The organism is Sinorhizobium sp. P24N7, assembly GCF_042436655.1.
In the GTDB taxonomy this organism is placed as follows: Bacteria; Pseudomonadota; Alphaproteobacteria; order Rhizobiales; family Rhizobiaceae; genus Sinorhizobium; species Sinorhizobium meliloti_A.
Window position 1 is genome coordinate 547,673 of sequence record NZ_JBHMIW010000001.1, and the last position, 18,899, is coordinate 566,571.

Below are 18,899 nucleotides of genomic sequence, written 5' to 3' on the forward strand. Positions count from 1 at the left end.
AACGTTGTGGAGGCGTTCCGAAGGGAGGAGGAACAGATGACGCATAAGATCAGCAGGCGAAACGTACTCGCGGGAGGGGCGGCACTTCTTTCGATGTCCGCACTGGGGCCCGCCTTTGCGCAGGAGGCGCGGCTGCGGGTGCTCTGGTGGGGTTCACAGGCCCGTGCCGACCGCACGAACAAGGTCAATCAGCTCTTCCAGGAACAGAACGCGGGCGTCGCCATCAACGGCGAATTCCTCGGCTGGAGCGACTACTGGCCGCGGCTTGCCACCCAGGTGGCCGGGCGCAATGCGCCCGACATCATCCAGATGGACTATCGCTACATCGTCGAATATGCCCGGCGCGGCGCGCTCGCGCCCCTCGACGATTATCTCGGTTCCGTGCTCAAGGTCGAGGATTTCGACCAGGTGCAGATCAAGGGCGGCAGCGTCGAAGGCAAGCTCTACGGCATCAGCCTCGGCGCCAACTCGGCAGCGATGATGGTCAATGCCGCCGCTTTCGAGGAAGCCGGCATCGAACTTCCGACGCCGTCGACGACCTGGGAAGAGATGGCGCGGACGGGCGCCGAGATCACCAAGGCCGGCAAGCGCAAGGGTTTCTATGGCCTCTCCGACGGCAGCGCGGTCGAGCCGCTGTTCGAAAACTGGCTGCGCCAGCGCGGCAAGGCACTGTTCACCGCGGACGGCAAGATCGCCTATGATGCGAACGATGCGGCCGAATGGTTCGCCATGTGGCAAAAGATGCGCGAGGACAAGGCCTGCGTCCCGCCGGACATCCAGGCGCTCGACCAGTACAATGTGGAGACGAGCCCGCTATCGCTCGGCAAGGCGGCCGCTTCCTTCGCGCACTCCAACCAGTTCGTCGCCTATCAGGGCATAAACAAGGACAAACTGGCGCTGAGAAGCCATCCACTGATCGACAAGGATGCGAAGGGCGGCCATTATCGCAAGCCGTCGATGTTCTTCTCGGTCTCGGCCCAGACCAAGGACCCGGAACTCGGCGCAAAATACGTCAACTTCTTCGTCAAGGACCCGAAAGCCGCCGAAATCCTGGGCGTCGAGCGCGGCGTACCGGAATCGGCAGCCGTACGCGAGAAACTGGCGTCGACGCTCGACGAGCTCGGCCGCGCCATGCTCGACTATGTCTCGGGCCTCGGAGCGCTTGCCGGCGATCTGCCGCCGCCGCCGCCCAGCGGTGCCGGCGAGGCGGAATTCGCTCTGCGCAACGTCGCCGAACAGGTCGGCTTCGGTCAGCTCGACGCCAAGCAAGGAGGCGAGACGCTGGTGAACGAGGTCAGCCAAATCCTTGCACGAGGTTAAGGAGGATGGCGGCCGTGCAGGACACCGCTGTCGCAGTCGGCACGGGCGCGTCATCGCGCCCGGCCGCACAGGGCCGCCTGGCCAGGACATGGGCAAGCCATGGAGCCGGCTACATGTTCCTGTTGCCATGGCTCATCGGCTTCTTCGGCCTGACGCTCGGGCCCGCCATCGCCTCGCTCTATCTTTCCTTCACGAATTTCGACCTGATCCGCGCGCCGGAATGGATCGGCACCGCAAATTACGTGCGCATCGCGACGGCCGACCCGAAATTCGCCGCGGCGATCAAGGTGACCTTTCTCTATGTCGTGCTTTCGGTGCCCTTCAAGCTCGCCTTCGCGCTGCTCGTCGCGATCCTTCTCGACCGCGGCGTCCGGGGGCTCACCGTCTATCGGGCGATCTTCTACCTGCCGTCGCTGCTTGGCGGCAGCGTCGCGATCGCCGTGCTCTGGCGACAGCTCTTCGCCGGCGACGGCCTGATCAACAGCCTGCTGGCCCAGTTCGGCATCGAGGGGCCGAGCTGGATCTCGCATCCGGACTATTCGATATGGACGCTCGTGGTCTTGAGCGTCTGGCAGTTCGGATCGCCAATGATCATCTTCCTTGCGGGCCTTCGGCAGATCCCGACGGACATGTACGAGGCGGCGAGCCTCGACGGGGCGTCCAAGTTCCGTCAGTTCTACAAGATCACGCTGCCGCTCTTGACGCCGGTGATCTTCTTCAACGCGGTCGTGCAGACGATCGACGCCTTCAAGGCCTTCACACCCGCCTTCATCATTTCCGGCGGCACCGGCGGGCCGATCAACTCGACGCTGTTCTACACGCTTTACCTCTACCAGGAGGCCTTCGGTAATTTCCGCATGGGCTACGCCTCGGCGCTTGCCTGGATTCTCGTGCTGATCATCGGGCTGTTCACGGCCTTCTCGTTCCTCACCTCTCGCTACTGGGTGCACTACGATGACTGACGCGACCATGAGCTCGGTAACCGCCGCGCCGCCGGTCCCGACGGGCCGCCGCGGCCCTGTGGGATCGGTCCTCGTTCACGCCGCCCTGATCGCCGCCTCGATCGCCATGATCTATCCGCTCCTGTGGATGATCTCGGCATCGGTCAGGCCGGAGGACGAGATCTTCGCCTCCACGTCGCTTTGGCCCTCCTCGGTGGATTTCTCCTCCTATCTGCGCGGCTGGTTCGGGCTCGACGTCAGCTTCGGGCGGTTCTTCTGGAACTCGCTGGTCATCGCGGTCCTCACCGTCGTCGGCAATGTCGTCGCCTGCTCGCTCGCGGCCTATGCCTTCGCAAGGCTGCGCTTCGCGGGGCGGAATTTCTGGTTCGCGATCATGCTCGGCACGATGATGATCCCCTATCACGTGACGCTCATTCCCCAATATGTGCTCTTCCTCGATCTCGGCTGGGTGAACACCTTCCTGCCGCTGGTGGTCCCGAAGTTTCTTGCCAGCGATGCCTTCTTCATCTTCCTCATGGTGCAGTTCTTCCGCGGAATCCCGCGCGAACTGGACGAAGCGGCGATGATGGACGGCTGCGGCGCCTGGCGCATCTACTGGAAGATCATGCTGCCGCTATCGCTTCCCGTTCTGGCGACGGCCGCCATCTTCTCCTTCATCTGGACCTGGGACGATTTCTTCGGGCCGCTGATCTACCTCAACGACATGAACAGCTACACGATCCAGCTCGGCTTGAGGACCTTCGTCGACTCGAGCAGCACCTCCGACTGGGGCGGGCTCTTCGCCATGTCGACGCTCTCGCTCGTGCCGGTGTTCTTCTTCTTCCTCTTCTTCCAGCGCCTTCTGATCGAGGGCATCGCCACCACCGGCATGAAACGCTGAGCGACGGAGCTAGAAAACCATCATGGACGAATTGCGTTTCGCTGCCGTCGGGCTCAACCACAATCACATCTACGGCCAGGTCGACTGCCTGCTTCGGGCCGGCGCCCGCCTCGCCGGTTTCCACGAGAAGGACGATGCGCTGGCCGCGGAATTTTCCGCCGTCTACGCAGACGCCCCGCGCATCGCGACGGCAGAGGAAATCCTCGAGGACGAGAGCATCGGCCTCATCGTCTCGGCCGCCGTTTCGAGCGAGCGCGCGGAACTGGCGATCCGTGCCATGCAGCACGGCAAGGACGTGCTTGTCGACAAGCCGGGCATGACGAGCTTCGACCAGCTCGCCAAGCTGCGCCGGGTCCAGGCCGAGACGGGCCGCATCTTCTCGATCCTCTATTCGGAGCATTTCGAGAGCCCGGCCACGGTCAAGGCCGGCGAGCTCGTCGCCGCCGGCGCGATCGGCGAGGTGGTGCACATCGTCGGCCTCGGCCCGCACAGGCTGCGCCGCGGGACGCGGCCCGACTGGTTCTTCCGCCGCGCGGACTATGGCGGCATCCTGACCGACATCGCATCGCACCAGTGCGAGCAGTTCCTGTTCTTCACCGGCGTCAACGACGCGACCGTGCTTTCGGCGAGCGTCGGCAACCGGAGCGTTCCCGACGCTCCCGAACTGCAGGATACGGGCAGCATCCACCTCGCGACGGGGCGGGCCACCGGCATGATCCATGTGAACTGGCTTACCCCGGAGGGAATGCCGACCTGGGGCGACGGCCGGCTCTTCATCGTGGGCACATCCGGAACGATCGAGGTCCGCAAGGCGGTCGATCTCGCCGGGCGCGAAGGCGGCAACCACCTGTTTCTCGCGGACCGCAACGGCGTCGAACATATCGACTGCTCCCGCGTCGACCTGCCCTTCGGGCGTCAGTTCCTCGCCGACATCCGCGACAGGACCGAAACCGCGATGCCGCAGGAGCGCTGCTTCAAGGCCATGGAGCTTGCGCTTCAGGCGCAGGCGATCGCCGAACAGAACGGGGACAGGAACTGACATGAGCGTGAAGACAGTCGCCATCATCGGCTGCGGCATCGGGCGTTCGCATATCGTCGAGGGCTATCAGCCGCACCCGGACAAGTTCCGAGTCCAGGCTCTCTGCGACCTCAACGAGGAACGGATGAATGAAGTGGGCGACGAGTTCGGGATCGAGCAGCGGACCCGCTCCTTCGAGGAACTTCTCGCCGACGATGGAATCGACATCATCGACATCTGCACCCCGCCAGGCATCCATCTCGAACAGGTGCTGGCGGCCCTTGCCGCCGGCAAGCACGTGGTCTGCGAAAAGCCGCTGACCGGATCGCTCGCGGGCGTCGATGCGATCATGGAAGCCGAGAAGCAGGCACGTGGCGTGCTGATGCCGATCTTCCAGTATCGCTACGGCGACGGCATCGAGAAAGCCAAGCGCATCATCGAGGCCGGCATCGCGGGCAAGCCCTATGTCGGCTCGGTCGAGACTTTCTGGCTGCGCACGCCCGAATATTATTCCGTCCCCTGGAGGGGCAAGTGGGCGACGGAGCTCGGCGGCGTGCTCGTCACCCACGCGCTGCATCTGCACGATATGATGCTGCATCTTCTCGGCCCGGTGGCGCGCGTGTTCGGCCGGGTCGCGACCCGGGTCAACGACATCGAGGTCGAGGACTGCGCCTCCGCGAGCCTGCTCATGAAGAACGGCGCCTTCGTTTCGCTTTCCTGTACGCTCGGCTCTCAGGAGCAGATCAGCCGGCTAAGGCTGCATTTCGAGAACGTCACCTTCGAGAGCAGCCACGAACCTTATGCGCCGGGTAAGGATCCGTGGAAGATCATCGCGGCAAATGACGAAGTGCAGGCGCGGATAGACGAAGTGACCGGCGACTGGCGTCCGGTCTTGCCGCGCTTCACCACCCAGATGGCGCATTTCCACGATTTCCTGAGCGGCAGAGGACCCCTGCCCGTGACGACGCAGGATGCGCGCCGCGCGCTGGAACTGGTCACCGCGATCTATCAATCCGCCGATACCGGCCGCGAAATAGAGTTGCCGCTCGGGCCGGACAGCCCGAAATATGCCGATTGGCGTGCGAATACCCGATAGAGGGCCGCAGGGAGGAACTTTGACATGGCGACGAGCGTCGTTCTTCAGAAGGTCGAGAAGCGCTACGGCGCGCTCGATGTGATCCACGGCATCGACCTGACCATAGACCCCGGCGAGTTCGCCGTTTTCGTGGGTCCGTCCGGTTGCGGCAAGTCGACGCTGCTCAGAATGATCGCCGGATTGGAGGAGATTTCCGGCGGCACGCTGATGCTCGACAGCGACCGCATGAACGAAGTGGCACCCGCCAGGCGCGGCATTGCCATGGTGTTCCAGTCCTATGCGCTCTATCCGCACATGTCGGTCTACAAGAACCTCGCTTTCGGCCTCGAAACGGCCGGCTTCAAGAAGGCCGAAATCGAGCCGAAGGTGCGCCGGGCGGCCGAGATCCTGCAGATCGAAAAGCTGCTCGACCGCAAGCCGAAGGCGCTCTCCGGCGGTCAGCGGCAGCGCGTGGCGATCGGCCGCGCGATCGTGCGCGAGCCGCGGATCTTCCTCTTCGACGAGCCGCTTTCCAACCTCGACGCCGAACTCCGCGTGCAGATGCGCGTGGAGATCTCAAGGCTTCATCGGGACCTCGGCAACACCATGATCTATGTGACGCACGATCAGGTGGAGGCCATGACCATGGCCGACAAGATCGTCGTCCTGAATTCCGGCCGGATCGAGCAGGTGGGCGCACCGCTCGATCTCTACAACAATCCCGTCAACCGCTTCGTCGCCGGCTTCATCGGCAGCCCCAAGATGAACTTCCTCAAGGCGCGGATCGCGGACGTCACCGAAAGCGAAACGGCGATCGAGGTCTGCGGCGGAACGATCCGCCTCCCCCGTCGCCTGAACGGTGCGACCCAGGGGCAGGACGTCACATTCGGCATCCGGCCGGAGCATCTTTCCGCGCGCGAGGGCGGTATCGAGCTCGCTTCGGTCAATGTCGAGATCGTCGAGAATCTCGGCGGCGAAACCATGCTCTACGGGATCACGCCGGATCGCCAGCAGCTGACCGTCGCGCTGGAGGGGCAGCAGAAGGTCGAGCGGGGCTCCAATCTCGCCGTCCACTTCGACCCGTCGCGCTGCCACGTCTTCGGCGCCGACGGAAGGGCCATGCGATGAAACTGTTCTACAGCCGCAATCCCAACCCGAGGCTTGCCGTCGCGGTGGCACGCCATCTCGCAGCCGAGGTCGAGTTCGAATTCGCCTCACCCTTCGCGCCGGGGCAGGCGGAGCGGTTTCGGCCGCTGAACCCCAACCTTTCGCTGCCGATACTCGTGGAGGCCGGAAAAAGCCTTTGGGAGGCCGACGCGATCGCCTGCCGGCTTTCACGCGCGGTGCAATCGGATTTCTGGCGCATGGGCGACGACGAACCCGACATGGTCCGATGGATCAGCTGGGGCAAGGAAAACTTCGTGAGGGCTTGCGACATGGTGCAGTTCGAGCGCGGCACGAAGCAGCGCTATGGGCTCGGCCCGATCGACCAGCAGCTGGTCGAGGAGGGGCTGAGCAGGTTTCGTACGGCAGCGGCGATACTCGATATGGAGCTTTCCGGGCGGAACTGGCTGGTCGGAGACGCCGTATCCCATGCGGATTTCCGAATGGCGAGCTTTCTGCCCTTCAATGACGCCGCCCGACTGCCGCTTGACGATTATCCCAACATCTGCCGCTGGAATGATCGGCTCGAGGAGATCGACGCCTGGCGCGATCCCTTCAGGGGTCTGGATGCGCCCGAACTGCCGCCGGTTCCGGAGCGCTGATCAGACCGCAGACGCCAGCCTCAAATCCAGCGATCGTCGAAGCGGTGGACGGCCACACCCGCCACGGGGCTTCTTGCGGCGAAAATGCCGCCGGAGCGGTTTTTCTCGCCGATGCCCGCGGGCCGCAGCGACGTGACGAGAAGCGTCTTCAGGTCCGCTCCGGCGAAGCAGGGCATGGTCGGCGCCGGCACCGGAAAGCGATGCGTCCCGACAAGGCGACCTTCGGGCGAGAAGCGATTGACGACGCCCGCCGACACGCCGGCGCTCCAGTAATGGGCTTCCGCGTCGGTTGCGGCTCCGTCCGGTCGGCCGCTCGCCTCGTCCAGGCTTGCCAGCCGCCTGCGCCCGGAAAGCGCGCCCGTTGCGGGGTCGAACTGCCAGCGGTCGATCCAGGCGCCGCGCGAATCCGAGTGAAACAGAAGAGCACCGTCGCCGCTCCAGGCAAGGCCGTTGGAGCAGACGATGCCTTCCACCTTGCGTTCCACCGCGCCGTCCGGCGAGACGCGGTAGAGCGACGCGACGGGCCGGCGGTCGGGCACATCGTGCATCGTCCCCACCCAGAAGGCGCCGTCCGGTCCGACCTTGCCGTCGTTGAGGCGCGTATCCGCAACGTCCGGCTCGATCGCGGCGATTTCGCGGGTGATCGCGCCGACATCGGGATCGAACAGAACCACGCGATCGCGCTGCGCCAGCACGAGGCGTCCGGAGCGGGCGAGGCCGGCGCTGCAGGCGCCGCCCTCGACGGTCCATTCGACGTGGCCGGCGCCCGAAAGCTCGACGCGATGAAGGGCGCTGCGGCCGATATCGACGAAGAACAGGCAGTTCCGGCGCTCATCGAAAACCGGGCTTTCGGCGACGTCGCAACGCGAATCCAGAAGACACTCAAATGTTAAATCGAAAGACATGTTTGACACCATGGGCCCGGGCCGTCGCCAGAAGAAACGCGCCCAGAGGCGCTTAAACTCCCGTTTTTGAATTCGCTGCCGCCGTTGCCAGCTCTATCATTGCTCTTGCCCTCGCTCAACTTGTAAAATAAAAATACAAGAAACCGGCCGGGAGATCTGCATGAAAACGCCCCTCGTAACCCGCGACCCTGAAGGCCTGCCGCTCGGCGCGGTGCGCCGCGGCAGCGTGTCGCCCGAAGGCGGAAGCGTGTCCGCAAATGGTCGAGCCGGGCTACCGGCGAGCGCTTGAAGTGGATCGGAGCATGACCGGATCAGAGATCGCCATGGGAGCCGGTGATACGGGCGCGCGATTCCGTCAGATGGTAGCGCATGTAAAGGCGGGCGAGATCCCGGTTCTGGCCCGAAATGGCAGAGTAGATCTTGCGGTGTTCTTCGAGGACACGGCGGCGGCGGTCATCGGAGCCCTGCCGCGTCAGGCCGAGCGCCATGCGCATCGAGCCGCTGAGAATGTCACGCAGCTCTTCCAGAAGGCGTGGGAAAAGTTCGTTGCCCGCAGCTTCGGCGACGGCGTGGTGAAAGGCGAAGTCCTCTTCCCATCCGGTTTCCCCGCGCGCGAAGGCGCCTTCCAGCGCCGCCAGCGCCTCGCCGATCTGGTTGAGCTGAGCCTTGGTTCGGCGCATCGCGGCAAGTCCCGCGCATTCCGTCTCCAGCGCGAGTCGGGGCTCGAAAGCCCTGAGATAGATCGCGATCTCGGCCGAGGCGGCGAGACTGGTGAGCTTGTCGGACGGACGCGATTTCACGAAGGTGCCGATGCCCTGGCGCGAAACCACGAGGCCGTCGGCCTGCAGCCGCATCAGCGCCTCTCGCACGACCGGACGGGAAACCTGAAAGTCGCGGCAGATATGCGCTTCGGACGGCAGCTTGGCTCCCTCGGCCATCTGGCCGCTGGCGATCTGCTCGAGAATTTGCCCGTAGAGAACATCGGCAAGCCGCTCCCGCCGCGCCGGTTTCAGTTTCAACGTTACGTCGTTCAAGGGTCTGCCTTCACCTGTCATTTTTCTGTACAGGCGCAATCTAGCCGACCCACCCGCAAATGCAAAGGAGGCTGCCGATGACCGGGCGCAAGAAGCCGGAGGAATTTCGAAGCTTTCGCTGGTTCGGCGTCAAGGACCTCCGCGCCTTCGGCCACAGGTCCCGCCTTTATCAGATGGGCTACGACCATGCGGAACTCGCAAACAAGCCCGTCATCGCGATCATCAATACCTGGAGCGACATCAATCCGTGCCACGCGCATCTGAGGACTCGGGCGGAGGAGGTCAAGCGCGGCGTCTGGCAGGCGGGCGGCTTCCCGATCGAGCTGCCCGCCATGTCGCTGGCAGAGACCTATGTGAAGCCGACGACGATGCTCTACCGCAACTTCCTGGCGATGGAGGTGGAGGAGCTCATCCGCTCGCATCCGGTCGACGGCGTCGTACTGCTTGCCGGCTGCGACAAGACCACGCCGGGAACGATCATGGGCGCGATTCAGGTCGACCTGCCGACGATCTTCGTGCCGGCCGGGCCGATGCTGCGCGGCAATTATCGCGGCCGGATGCTGGGTTCCGGATCGGACGTCTGGAAATACTGGGCGGAAAAGGAAGCCGGCCGCATCACCGAGAACGAATGGAGCGAAATGGAGCGCGGTATCGCCCGCTCCTTCGGCACCTGCATGACGATGGGCACGGCCTCGACCATGACGGCGCTGGCCGACACGCTGGGGCTTTCCCTGCCCGGCGCCTCCGCCATCCCCGCGGCGGATGCCGGCCATGCGCGAATGGCGGCGCTTTCCGGCGCGCGCATCGTCGAGATGGTCTTCGAGGACCTGAAGCCGTCCGACATCATGACGGCGAAGGCATTCGAGAATGCGCTCGCGGTGCACATGGCGATGGCCGGCTCGACCAATGCGATGATCCATCTTATCGCGATCGCGCGGCGCTGCGGCGTTCCTCTGACGCTCGATGATTTCGACCGCGTATCGGCCCAAGTCCCGGTTCTCTGCAACATCCGGCCGACCGGTGAATTCCTGATGGAGGACTTCTACTATGCCGGCGGTCTGATCGCGCTCTGGAAACAATTGAAGCCGCTCCTGCATACGGGGGAACGCAATGTGATCGGCACGATCGGCGGCGCTCTCGACGAGGCCGAAGTCCATCTGCCGGAGGTGATCCGCCCGCTGGACAGGCCGGTTGCCGCGCGCGGCGGCACGGCAATTCTCAAAGGCAACCTCGCGCCGCAGGGCTGCGTGATGAAGCCCGCGGCCGCCGACCCTGCCCTCCTCGAACACCGCGGTCCAGCCCTCGTCTTCGACGATTACGACGCGATGATGAGAGCGGTGAACGACGAGGATCTCGACGTCACAGCCGACACGGTGATGATCCTGCGCAATGCCGGTCCGGTCGGCGGACCGGGCATGCCGGAATGGGGCATGCTGCCGATCCCGAAGAAGCTTTTGAAAGAGGGCGTGCGCGACATGGTGCGCATTTCCGACGCTCGGATGAGCGGCACCAGCTACGGCGCCTGCATCCTCCACGTGGCGCCGGAGGCCTATGTCGGCGGCCCGCTGGCAGCGGTCCGCAACGGCGACATCATCGCGCTCGACGTCGATCGCCGCACGATCACGCTCGAGGTCGACCAGGCCGAGATCGAACGCCGGCTCGCCGAATGGAGGCCGCCGGAGCGCGATTATTCCAGGGGCTATCTGAAGATGCATGCGGAGAATATCCAGCAGGCACCGGAAGGCTGCGACTTCACCTTCCTGCAATCGCCCCATAAGCTGCCCGAACCCGAGATTCATTGATCACGGTGACGACTGGTCATCAGAGCCGAAGTCATCACGATCCGTGCGAAGCAGGTTGTAAGCATGACGACGCGACTATTGATAACCGGGGCCGCAGGCGCCCTTGGCCGCTTTGCCCGCGAGGGACTGAAGGGCTGCGCCGATGTTCTGCGGCTTTCGGATGTCGCCACGCTCTTCCCCGCCGGAGAGGGCGAGGAAGTCGTGCATTGCGACCTCGCCGAGCGCGAGGCGGTCGACCGACTCGTGCGCGGCTGCGATGCGATCCTGCATCTCGGTGCGATCTCGGTGGAGTCCGACTTCGACGCTCTTCTTCAGGCCAACATCCTCGGCACCTACAATCTCTACGAGGCGGCGCGAAAGGCCGGCGTGCACCGCGTTCTCTTTGCGAGCACCAATCATGTGACCGGCTTCCATCCCGTCGGCGAGACGCTCGACCACCTGTCGCCGCGGCGGCCGGACAGCCTTTACGGCGTGAGCAAGTGCTTCGGCGAGGATCTTTCCCGGCTCTATTTCGACAAATACGGCATGGAAACCGCCTGCCTCAGGATCGGCAGCTGCTTTGCCGAACCCACGAACCGCCGCATGCTCTCCACCTGGCTGAGCCCGCGCGACTTCCTGGCGCTTGTGCGCAGGCTTCTCGATGCCCCGAAAATCGGCCATCTGGTGCTCTACGGCGTCTCCGCCAACCGCGACGTCTGGTGGTCAAACGGGCATGCGGATTTCCTCGGCTGGCGCCCGCAGGACAGCAGCGAACCTTACCGGCACGCGATTGAAGAGCGTGAGGAGGCGCCTTCGGACCGCCTGCGCTATCAGGGCGGGCGTCATGCGGCGGCGAAGCTGCCGGGTTAAGGCAACCGGTCCGCAAGACCACGGTTCTCCGTCCCCGCCGCTGCTCGGCATTGCCCTGGCGCGGCACCGCCATAGATTCTGCAGCGGCGGCTTCGGCAGCTCGTTGCACCGTCGCTATCCGAGCTCTCGCTTCAGGAGGAATACATGACTTCCCCCAGGACGGCAGGTGACGTTTCCGGCCAAAATCCATTATCCGCCAATCCGCTCTCCGCAGATGAACTTCGGCGGATGGACGCCTACTGGCGGGCGTCGAACTATCTCTCCGTCGGCCAGATCTACCTCCTCGACAATCCGCTTCTCAGCGAGCCGCTGAAGCGGGAGCACATCAAGCCGCGGCTTCTCGGCCATTGGGGTACGTCGCCGGGCCTGAACATGCTCTATGTCCACCTGAACCGGGTGATCAAGCGCGACGATCTCGAGATGATGTATGTCATCGGGCCCGGGCATGGCGGGCCCTCGCTCGTCGCCCACGCCTATCTGGAGGGCACCTATAGCGAGGTCTATCCGGACATCAGCCAGGACGCCGAGGGCCTGCGGAAGCTGTTCAAGCAGTTCAGCTTCCCCGGCGGCATCCCGAGCCATGTCGCGCCGGAAACGCCTGGCAGCATTCACGAGGGCGGCGAGCTCGGCTATGCCTTGAGCCATGCCTACGGTGCCGCCTTCGACAATCCGGAGCTGATCGTCGCCTGCGTCGTGGGCGACGGGGAAGCCGAAACGGGTCCGCTCGCGACCGGCTGGCACGGCAACAAGTTCCTGAACCCGGCGCGCGACGGGTGCGTCCTGCCCATCCTGCACCTCAACGGATACAAGATCGCCAATCCCTGCTTTCTCGCACGCATTCCCAGAGAGGAGCTGCAGAAGTTCTTCGAGGGCATGGGCTATGCGCCGCTTTTCGTCGAAGGTCATGACCCCGCAGACGTGCACCAGCAGCTGGCGGGCGCGCTCGATAGCGCGCTTGCCGATATCAGGCGCATTCAGACCGACGCCCGGGTCAACGGCAATCTGAAACGCCCTGCCTGGCCCATGATCGTCTTCCGCACACCCAAGGGCTGGACCTGCCCGGCCGAAATCGACGGCAAGAAATGCGAGGGTTACTGGCGATCGCATCAGGTGCCGATGGGAGACATGGACAAGCCGGAGCATGTCCGCATCCTCGAAGGCTGGATGAAGAGCTATCGGCCCGAGGAGCTTTTCGACGGTGAAGGGCGGCTGACGGCGGAACTGGCGGAGCTTGCCCCAACGGGCCGCCGCCGGATGAGCGACAATCCGCATGCCAATGGCGGGCTGTTGCTGCGCGACCTGAAGATGCCCGACTTTCGCGATTATGCGGTTTCGGTTCAGAGCCCCGGAACGGCCACGGCCGAGTCGGCCCGCGTGATGGGCAGCTATCTGCGCGACGTGATGAAGCTCAACCTGAAGTCCGGGAACTTCCGCCTGTTCAGTCCGGACGAAAACAACTCGAACCGGTGGCAGGACGTGCTCGAGGTCACGAATCGCTGTTTCATGGCGGACATCTATCCGGAAGACGACCATTTGTCGCCGGACGGGCGGCTGATGGAGGTCCTGAGCGAGCATCAATGCCAGGGCTGGCTCGAAGGCTATCTGCTTACCGGACGCCACGGCTTCTTTTCCTGCTACGAAGCCTTCATTCACATCATCGACTCGATGTTCAACCAGCACGCCAAATGGCTGAAGGTCTGCAACGAAATCCCGTGGCGGCGCCCGATCGCTTCCTTGAACTATTTCCTGAGCTCGCATGTCTGGCGCCAGGACCATAACGGCTTCAGCCATCAAGATCCCGGCTTCATCGACCACGTGGTCAACAAGAAGGCGGACATCATCCGCGTCTATCTGCCGCCGGACGCCAATACGCTGCTGTCGGTGACGGACCATTGCCTGAGGAGCCGCAACTACATCAACGTCGTCGTTGCCGGCAAACAGCCCTCTCCGCAATGGCTAACCATGGACCAGGCGGTGAAGCATTGCACCGAAGGCCTCGGCATCTGGGAATGGGCAAGCAACGACAAGGGCTGCGAGCCGGACGTGGTCATGGCGTGCTGCGGCGATGTTCCGACGCTTGAGACACTTGCCGCAGTGCAATTGCTGCGCGAGCACCTGCCGGAATTGAAGGTACGGGTGATCAACGTCGTCAATCTGATGAAGCTCCAGCCGTCGGGGGAGCACCCGCACGGCCTGCCGGACCGCGACTTCGACGCCCTGTTCACCAAGGACAAGCCGATCATCTTCGCCTTCCATGGCTATCCCTGGCTGATCCACCGCCTCACCTATCGCCGTACGAACCATGCCAATCTGCATGTCCGCGGCTACAAGGAAGAGGGGACGACGACGACGCCCTTCGACATGGTGGTGCTCAACCATCTGGATCGGTTCCATCTGGTCGAGGACGTCATCGACCGGCTGCCGCAACTCGGCGCCCGCGCCGCATATTTCAAGCAGGCGATCCACGAGCGGCTGATCGACCACAGGCACCATATCGAAAAATACGGCGAGGACATGCCGTCGATCAGTGGCTGGAAATGGGGCGCCGGCAGCGCCGGCACGGCACAGGGAACATCGACCGAAGGCGACAATGTCTGAAAGACCCACTTCCGCGGCCGGACATACGATCACGAAAGGCCCGCCGAAGCGGGCCTTTTTCCATGTTTCGATCACGGGTCCGATGCAGAGCGTGCCTCTGATGCGATGGGCTCTCGGCCTCTATCGGCTTCAGCCCATCCGTTCCGACGCGTAGGAACCCGGGCTCGGCGGGAAGACGACGACGCGGTTGCCGTTGATGAAGCAGCGGTGGTGGATATGGGCGTGCACGGCGCGGGCCAGCACCTGGCTTTCGACGTCGCGGCCGATCGAGACGTAATCCTCGGCCGACTGCGCATGGGTGATGCGGGCGATATCCTGCTCGATGATCGGACCCTCGTCGAGATCGGCGGTGACGTAATGCGCCGTCGCGCCGATCAGCTTCACGCCGCGCTCATAGGCCTGCTTGTAGGGGTTCGCCCCCTTGAACGACGGCAGGAAGGAGTGGTGGATGTTGATGATCTTCCCCGACATCTTCTTGCAGAGCGCATCGGAAAGCACCTGCATGTAGCGAGCAAGCACGATCAGCTCGGCGCCGGTCTGCTCGACGACGTCCATCAGCTGGGCTTCGGCCTTGGGCTTGTTCTCCTTCGTCACCTTGATGCAGTGGAAGGGGATGTCGTGGTTGACGACCACCTTCTGGTAGTCGAAGTGGTTGGAGACGACCCCGACGATGTCGATCGGCAAGGCGCCGATCTTCCAGCGGTAGAGAAGATCGTTCAGGCAATGGCCGAAGCGCGACACCATGAGCAACACCTTCATGCGCTCGGACTGTTCGTGGAGCGCCGTCTCCATCTCGAACTTCGAGGCAATCGGTTTCAGCCCTTCCTTGAGAGCCGCAAGGCCAACCCGCTCCTCCGAGATGAAGCTGGTGCGCATGAAGAACTTGCCGGTACCCAGATCGTCGAACTGCGAGCTGTCGGCGATATTGCAGCCCTGCTCGGCCAGATATCCCGATAGCGCCGCAACCACGCCGCGCGTCGTCTTGCAGGATACGGTCAGAACGAAATTCTGCATCTTCATTTCTCTCCCCTCGCCGTTGGTGCGCGCACGGGTGTCGATCCATCCCTGTTGCCGACGCCGCAAATTGCTACCAGAGCAGATCGACCGAATCAATCTTCAGGAATATATATTTCTCCTCAGGCAACTTTTGCTTTCGCAGCGTGGCGGGAAATCGCGCGTAGCGAAAAGGGATGAGCAGAAGCTTTCCTCAGTCCTCTCCGCGGCCGCGCGGATAGGAAATGATCGACAGATACCGGATCGGCAGCGTGGTCAGTTCTTCCGGCCCGTGCGGCGCGTCGGCGTCGAAGAACAGACTATCCCCCGGAGTCATGCGGTAAAGATTGTTGCCATGCCGGTAAACCACCTCGCCTTCCAGCATGTAGAGGAATTCCAGACCATCGTGTTGAAACGTCGGAAAGACGTCCGAGTCTTCGGTCAGCGTGATGAGATAAGGCTCGACGACGACGCCGGAGGTGTTCGATCCGATATGGCCGAGGAGGTTGTACTGGTGGCCGGCGCGGGTGCCGCGCCGCTCGACGTCGACGCCCTCCCCCGCTTTGACGAACACGGCGCTATGCTCCTCCTCGAAACGGCGGAAGAAGGCGGTGATCGGCACGCCGAGCGCCCGGGACAGCGTCTGCAAAGTCGTGAGCGACGGCGATGTGTTGCCATTCTCGATCTTCGACAGCATGCCGACCGAAATATCGGTCGCGGAGGCGACGTCGGCTACTGTAATGCCGAGCTTCTTGCGGAAGGCACGCACCTCATGACCGATCGCGACTTCCAGCACCTTTTCACGAGTATCGCGGATGGCATGCGGATCCTGAGTGAGCGGCGTGACACGCGCCAACTCTGCCGCCGACTTGCGCACGCCGTCGGCGCCCACGGACCCCTTGCCGTTCTTCTTCGAGTTCCGATGCTTTTCCGCGTTTTCCCTGCCCATGCCCATCTCGCCTTGTTTTTGTTGATAGTAAATATTTCTGGGTCTTCCACAACGCCATAAGCGCGCGGCCGAGGAAGTATTCTGCCCTGAGTAGAAGATCAACTCTCGCTGCAGCCTATGCCTGCTCCGGCGATGTGTTGCGCGTAACGGGCGTGACCGCGAACACGCTGGAATGCGCCCGCGCCTCCGTCAGCCCCCCGCCTCACTGTCGCTCGATCGCCCGGGCCCGGCTCGGTCGGGACGGCGTCACTTGACAGTGGTCTCGCTTTGCCTGACATTCCTGTTAGGCAAATATTTTTTCTAAGCAGAAAAAGGCCGGCTCCCGGCACCGAAATTATAAGGAACGAAAAACTACCCGGAGGAAGAACCATTGGAGGAGGAAAGCGAATGGAAGCGACACTAAGCAAGCTTGGCGAAGATGCGAGCTTCAGCCAGCGTATCGATGCAATGCACAGACGTGACCGCGTCTGCCTTACGGCCTTCGTCGTGGTCCTCTGGTGCACCCTGCTCTTCGCGCTGTTTACCGTTTGGCCCTACATCGCAACGCCGGCCATCGCCGTCATCCTGACGGTCGCCTGCGGCCTGGTGCTGCTCTTCAACACAGCCGCCATCATTGCCATGCTGCGCCATTACGAAGAAGACAAGCACTTCATCTACAGCCTCGATCTCAAGCATCTCGACGAGATGCGCCCGCAAAGCCGCTAGGAGGTATCATGGCATACGAACCTCCGAAACAGAGCTTTGCAGGCCAGATCTTCGACGTGATCACGTTGCTGGTGCTGACCATCGGAGCCCTCTACATACCGCTCTATCTTGGCCTTGCGGGCGCGGCCAAGGTGCCCGATCCGATCCCCGATCCGACCTGGGAAGCGCTCGGCCAGAACGCCACCGAGCAGCAGCAGTGGGCCGCGCTCGGCATCACCGATCCGGCGGCCGCCAACGATATCATCACCGCGCGCTTCGACTATAGCTTCAGTTGGGCCTCGCTCGTCGTCATGGCCGTGCTCGTCATCGGTTACTTCGTGATGGTGGTCCGGCTTTCCGACAGGGAGTACCGCGAAGTGATCGAAGAACGCTTCGGCACGAAACGACGCTAGGGAGGCGGCGGCCATGTGGGACATACTCGAATACGCGGCCTGGGCGCTTTCGGCGCTGTTCGGCGTGCTGATGCTCGCCGATCTCGTTCGCATCGACACCACGTACGACAACGAACTGCTGATCTCTTCTCGCGAAGGCGAGATCGAGGCGACGGCAGAGCGCCACGAGATCTGAGGGGAGGACGGCAAATGGACGATACTACATCCGCCGCAGCCGAGCCGGACCGGCTGCGCCTGCTGAGGGTGCTCGGGCCTGCACATGTCTGGGCACTCGGCGTCGGCATCGTGCTCGTCGGCGAATATATGGGCTGGAATTTCTCGGTGGGCAAAGGCGGCATGATCGCCGGCCTGTTGGCCTGCTGGGTGGCCGGCCTGCTCTACACCTGCGTCGCCATGATCGACTCGGAAGTGACTTCGACGGTCGCCGCGGCCGGCGGCCAGTACGCTCAGGCCAAGCACATCGTCGGCCCTTTGATGGCCTTCAATGTCGGCCTCTTCCTTGTGATGGCCTATACCATGCTCGAAGCCGCCAACGCCATCACCGTCGGCTTCCTGCTCGACACCGTGGCCGGAATGCAGGGCCAGGCCGGGCTCAACCAGCAACCCTTCATCGTTCTCGCCATCATGTTCCTGGCGTGGCTCAACTATCGCGGCGTGCTCGCGACCCTGACCTTCAACCTGGTGATCACCGCCATCGCCTTCCTTGCAATCGTGGCGTTGTTCGTATCGGTGCAGTTCGGCGCCTCGGCGGTGCCGCTCGATTTTTCGGCCATCACCTCCGATCCGCTACCCTATGGCTGGGTGGGCATCGTGGCATCGCTGCATTTCGGGCTCTGGTACTATCTCGGTATCGAGGGTACCTGCCAGGCGGCCGAGGAGGTGCGCTCTCCTGCCCGCTCGCTTCCCTACGGCACGATGGCCGGCATCATGACGCTGCTGATCGCGGCCACCATGACCTGGTATATCTGCTCCGGCCTGATGCCGTGGGAATATCTTGGCCAGGCCGGCACGCCTTTGTTCGACGCCGCCCGCGTCACCGGCAGCACCGGACTGATGGTTCTGCTCTTCGTCGGCACGGCGTTCGCCACGCTCGCCTCCGCCAACGGCTGCATCAATGACGCTTCCCGCGCCTGGTTCTCCATGAGCCGTGACCGTTATCTGCCAAGCTGGTTCGGTGCCGTCCATCCGGTCTACCGCACGCCCTATCGAGCGATCGTATTCCTGGTCCCGATCGCGCTTATCTTCGCGCTCGGCGCCCCGCTCGACCAGGTCGTGACCTTCTCGATCCTGTCGGGCCTGCTCGGCTACACCTTCATGACCTTCAACATGGTGATGTTCCGAAACAAGTGGCCGCTCGGCAAGATCAAGCGCGGCTACGTGCACCCGTTTCATCCTTTACCCACGGTCGTGCTGCTCATTCTGTGCTCGACCGCCTATTTCGCCGTGTTCCTGGGCTACGGCACGCAGCTCAGCGCGATGATGTGCTTCTACATCGTGGCTTCGCTGTGGTTTCACTTCCGGCGCTACAAGTTCGTACGCCGCGGCGATCAGTTCACGATGCCGTGGCCAAAGCCACAAGGCTATTGATCGGGTCGGGCCGGCGGCGCCTGCGAGCCGCCGGCCTTCAAGGGGCGCGCAGTGCCCGTTCGGC

General features: G+C 63.3%; 19 protein-coding genes. 15 read left to right on the forward strand and 4 right to left on the reverse strand.

The genetic code is table 11. The features are described from left to right. Positions 1-36: 36 nt before the first annotated feature. From ACFHWW_RS02605 to ACFHWW_RS02635, 7 genes are read left to right on the forward strand one after another with little or no spacing between them, the layout of a single operon-like run. Positions 37-1,320: an ABC transporter substrate-binding protein gene (locus ACFHWW_RS02605; protein WP_275597044.1), complete on the forward strand. Its 1,284-nt coding sequence runs from the start codon at positions 37-39 to the stop codon at positions 1,318-1,320. 5 nt (positions 1,321-1,325) lie between these two features. Beyond that, on the forward strand, positions 1,326-2,282 hold the full coding sequence (locus tag ACFHWW_RS02610; protein ID WP_018093750.1) for a carbohydrate ABC transporter permease: 957 nt from the start codon (positions 1,326-1,328) through the stop codon (positions 2,280-2,282). Then, positions 2,275-3,162: a carbohydrate ABC transporter permease gene (locus ACFHWW_RS02615; protein ID WP_100669939.1), complete on the forward strand. Its 888-nt coding sequence runs from the start codon at positions 2,275-2,277 to the stop codon at positions 3,160-3,162. Before ACFHWW_RS02610 ends, ACFHWW_RS02615 begins: the two co-directional genes overlap by 8 nt. A 22-nt stretch (positions 3,163-3,184) precedes the next feature. After that, positions 3,185-4,201: a Gfo/Idh/MocA family protein gene (locus tag ACFHWW_RS02620; protein ID WP_379937201.1), complete on the forward strand. Its 1,017-nt coding sequence runs from the start codon at positions 3,185-3,187 to the stop codon at positions 4,199-4,201. A 1-nt stretch (position 4,202) separates the two neighbouring features. Then, entirely contained in the window at positions 4,203-5,276 is a 1,074-nt protein-coding gene (locus ACFHWW_RS02625) for a Gfo/Idh/MocA family protein (RefSeq protein WP_100669941.1), read from the forward strand. A 24-nt stretch (positions 5,277-5,300) separates the two neighbouring features. Continuing rightward, positions 5,301-6,383 (forward strand): ABC transporter ATP-binding protein, encoded by a 1,083-nt coding sequence (locus ACFHWW_RS02630; RefSeq protein ID WP_018093746.1) that lies wholly within the window; start codon positions 5,301-5,303, stop codon positions 6,381-6,383. Further along, a complete protein-coding gene (locus ACFHWW_RS02635) occupies positions 6,380-7,021 on the forward strand; it encodes a glutathione S-transferase family protein (RefSeq protein WP_379937202.1) in 642 nt (213 codons plus the stop codon). The genes ACFHWW_RS02630 and ACFHWW_RS02635 overlap by 4 nt, the downstream gene beginning before the upstream one ends. 20 nt (positions 7,022-7,041) lie before the next feature. Here ACFHWW_RS02635 and ACFHWW_RS02640 read toward each other — a convergent pair whose 3' ends face one another. After that, positions 7,042-7,926 (reverse strand): SMP-30/gluconolactonase/LRE family protein, encoded by an 885-nt coding sequence (locus ACFHWW_RS02640; RefSeq protein WP_379937203.1) that lies wholly within the window; start codon positions 7,924-7,926, stop codon positions 7,042-7,044. A 160-nt stretch (positions 7,927-8,086) separates the two neighbouring features. On the opposite strand from ACFHWW_RS02640, the gene ACFHWW_RS02645 reads away from it, so the two are divergent. Further along, positions 8,087-8,215 (forward strand): hypothetical protein, encoded by a 129-nt coding sequence (locus ACFHWW_RS02645; RefSeq protein ID WP_379937205.1) that lies wholly within the window; start codon positions 8,087-8,089, stop codon positions 8,213-8,215. A gap of 22 nt (positions 8,216-8,237) precedes the next feature. Here ACFHWW_RS02645 and ACFHWW_RS02650 read toward each other — a convergent pair whose 3' ends face one another. After that, positions 8,238-8,960 carry a FadR/GntR family transcriptional regulator gene (locus ACFHWW_RS02650; RefSeq protein ID WP_100669944.1) on the reverse strand — a complete coding sequence of 241 codons (723 nt, stop codon included), beginning with the start codon at positions 8,958-8,960 and terminating at the stop codon, positions 8,238-8,240. Between the two features lie 77 nt (positions 8,961-9,037). Between ACFHWW_RS02650 and araD the strand changes: the two genes are divergently transcribed. The 3 genes from araD (at position 9,038) to ACFHWW_RS02665 (ending at position 14,209) form a co-directional block, all read left to right on the forward strand. Next, positions 9,038-10,762, forward strand: coding sequence for an L-arabinonate dehydratase (araD, locus tag ACFHWW_RS02655; RefSeq protein ID WP_100669945.1), 1,725 nt, complete (start codon positions 9,038-9,040; stop codon positions 10,760-10,762). A 63-nt stretch (positions 10,763-10,825) separates the two neighbouring features. Then, positions 10,826-11,611: an NAD-dependent epimerase/dehydratase family protein gene (locus tag ACFHWW_RS02660; RefSeq protein WP_379937206.1), complete on the forward strand. Its 786-nt coding sequence runs from the start codon at positions 10,826-10,828 to the stop codon at positions 11,609-11,611. A 144-nt stretch (positions 11,612-11,755) separates the two neighbouring features. Beyond that, complete coding sequence (locus tag ACFHWW_RS02665) at positions 11,756-14,209, forward strand: phosphoketolase (RefSeq protein WP_379937207.1); 2,454 nt, start codon at positions 11,756-11,758, stop codon at positions 14,207-14,209. A 129-nt stretch (positions 14,210-14,338) separates the two neighbouring features. Here the strand turns inward: ACFHWW_RS02665 and purU are convergent, their stop codons facing one another. Then, on the reverse strand, positions 14,339-15,223 hold the full coding sequence (purU, locus tag ACFHWW_RS02670) for a formyltetrahydrofolate deformylase (protein ID WP_379937240.1): 885 nt from the start codon (positions 15,221-15,223) through the stop codon (positions 14,339-14,341). A 193-nt stretch (positions 15,224-15,416) separates the two neighbouring features. Then, the gene (locus ACFHWW_RS02675; protein WP_379937208.1) at positions 15,417-16,151 is read right to left on the reverse strand and encodes a helix-turn-helix domain-containing protein; all 735 of its coding nucleotides are present in this window, start codon (positions 16,149-16,151) and stop codon (positions 15,417-15,419) included. Between the two features lie 387 nt (positions 16,152-16,538). Here ACFHWW_RS02675 and ACFHWW_RS02680 point away from each other — a divergent pair, with 387 nt between their 5' ends. From ACFHWW_RS02680 to ACFHWW_RS02695, 4 genes are read left to right on the forward strand one after another with little or no spacing between them, the layout of a single operon-like run. Further along, positions 16,539-16,856, forward strand: a complete 318-nt coding sequence (locus ACFHWW_RS02680) for a hypothetical protein (protein ID WP_100669949.1) — start codon at positions 16,539-16,541, stop codon at positions 16,854-16,856. An 8-nt stretch (positions 16,857-16,864) separates the two neighbouring features. Then, entirely contained in the window at positions 16,865-17,248 is a 384-nt protein-coding gene (locus ACFHWW_RS02685; RefSeq protein ID WP_379937209.1) for a hypothetical protein, read from the forward strand. 13 nt (positions 17,249-17,261) lie between these two features. Next, positions 17,262-17,423 (forward strand): hypothetical protein, encoded by a 162-nt coding sequence (locus ACFHWW_RS02690; RefSeq protein WP_003532521.1) that lies wholly within the window; start codon positions 17,262-17,264, stop codon positions 17,421-17,423. A gap of 14 nt (positions 17,424-17,437) precedes the next feature. Next, positions 17,438-18,835, forward strand: a complete 1,398-nt coding sequence (locus ACFHWW_RS02695) for an amino acid permease (RefSeq protein WP_324762620.1) — start codon at positions 17,438-17,440, stop codon at positions 18,833-18,835. Positions 18,836-18,899 lie beyond the last annotated feature (64 nt).

Excerpts from the sequence above, each read along its gene's own strand:
- ACFHWW_RS02605 (WP_275597044.1), top strand. The coding sequence starts at position 37 with ATGACGCATAAGATCAGCAGGCGAAACGTACTCGCGGGAGGGGCGGCA.
- ACFHWW_RS02610 (WP_018093750.1), top strand. The coding sequence starts at position 1,326 with ATGGCGGCCGTGCAGGACACCGCTGTCGCAGTCGGCACGGGCGCGTCA.
- ACFHWW_RS02615 (WP_100669939.1), top strand. The coding sequence starts at position 2,275 with ATGACTGACGCGACCATGAGCTCGGTAACCGCCGCGCCGCCGGTCCCG.
- ACFHWW_RS02620 (WP_379937201.1), top strand. The coding sequence starts at position 3,185 with ATGGACGAATTGCGTTTCGCTGCCGTCGGGCTCAACCACAATCACATC.
- ACFHWW_RS02625 (WP_100669941.1), top strand. The coding sequence starts at position 4,203 with ATGAGCGTGAAGACAGTCGCCATCATCGGCTGCGGCATCGGGCGTTCG.
- ACFHWW_RS02630 (WP_018093746.1), top strand. The coding sequence starts at position 5,301 with ATGGCGACGAGCGTCGTTCTTCAGAAGGTCGAGAAGCGCTACGGCGCG.
- ACFHWW_RS02635 (WP_379937202.1), top strand. The coding sequence starts at position 6,380 with ATGAAACTGTTCTACAGCCGCAATCCCAACCCGAGGCTTGCCGTCGCG.
- ACFHWW_RS02640 (WP_379937203.1), bottom strand. The coding sequence starts at position 7,926 with ATGTCTTTCGATTTAACATTTGAGTGTCTTCTGGATTCGCGTTGCGAC.
- ACFHWW_RS02645 (WP_379937205.1), top strand. The coding sequence starts at position 8,087 with ATGAAAACGCCCCTCGTAACCCGCGACCCTGAAGGCCTGCCGCTCGGC.
- araD (WP_100669945.1), top strand. The coding sequence starts at position 9,038 with ATGACCGGGCGCAAGAAGCCGGAGGAATTTCGAAGCTTTCGCTGGTTC.
- ACFHWW_RS02660 (WP_379937206.1), top strand. The coding sequence starts at position 10,826 with ATGACGACGCGACTATTGATAACCGGGGCCGCAGGCGCCCTTGGCCGC.
- ACFHWW_RS02665 (WP_379937207.1), top strand. The coding sequence starts at position 11,756 with ATGACTTCCCCCAGGACGGCAGGTGACGTTTCCGGCCAAAATCCATTA.
- purU (WP_379937240.1), bottom strand. The coding sequence starts at position 15,223 with ATGCAGAATTTCGTTCTGACCGTATCCTGCAAGACGACGCGCGGCGTG.
- ACFHWW_RS02675 (WP_379937208.1), bottom strand. The coding sequence starts at position 16,151 with ATGGGCAGGGAAAACGCGGAAAAGCATCGGAACTCGAAGAAGAACGGC.
- ACFHWW_RS02680 (WP_100669949.1), top strand. The coding sequence starts at position 16,539 with ATGGAAGCGACACTAAGCAAGCTTGGCGAAGATGCGAGCTTCAGCCAG.
- ACFHWW_RS02685 (WP_379937209.1), top strand. The coding sequence starts at position 16,865 with ATGGCATACGAACCTCCGAAACAGAGCTTTGCAGGCCAGATCTTCGAC.
- ACFHWW_RS02690 (WP_003532521.1), top strand. The coding sequence starts at position 17,262 with ATGTGGGACATACTCGAATACGCGGCCTGGGCGCTTTCGGCGCTGTTC.
- ACFHWW_RS02695 (WP_324762620.1), top strand. The coding sequence starts at position 17,438 with ATGGACGATACTACATCCGCCGCAGCCGAGCCGGACCGGCTGCGCCTG.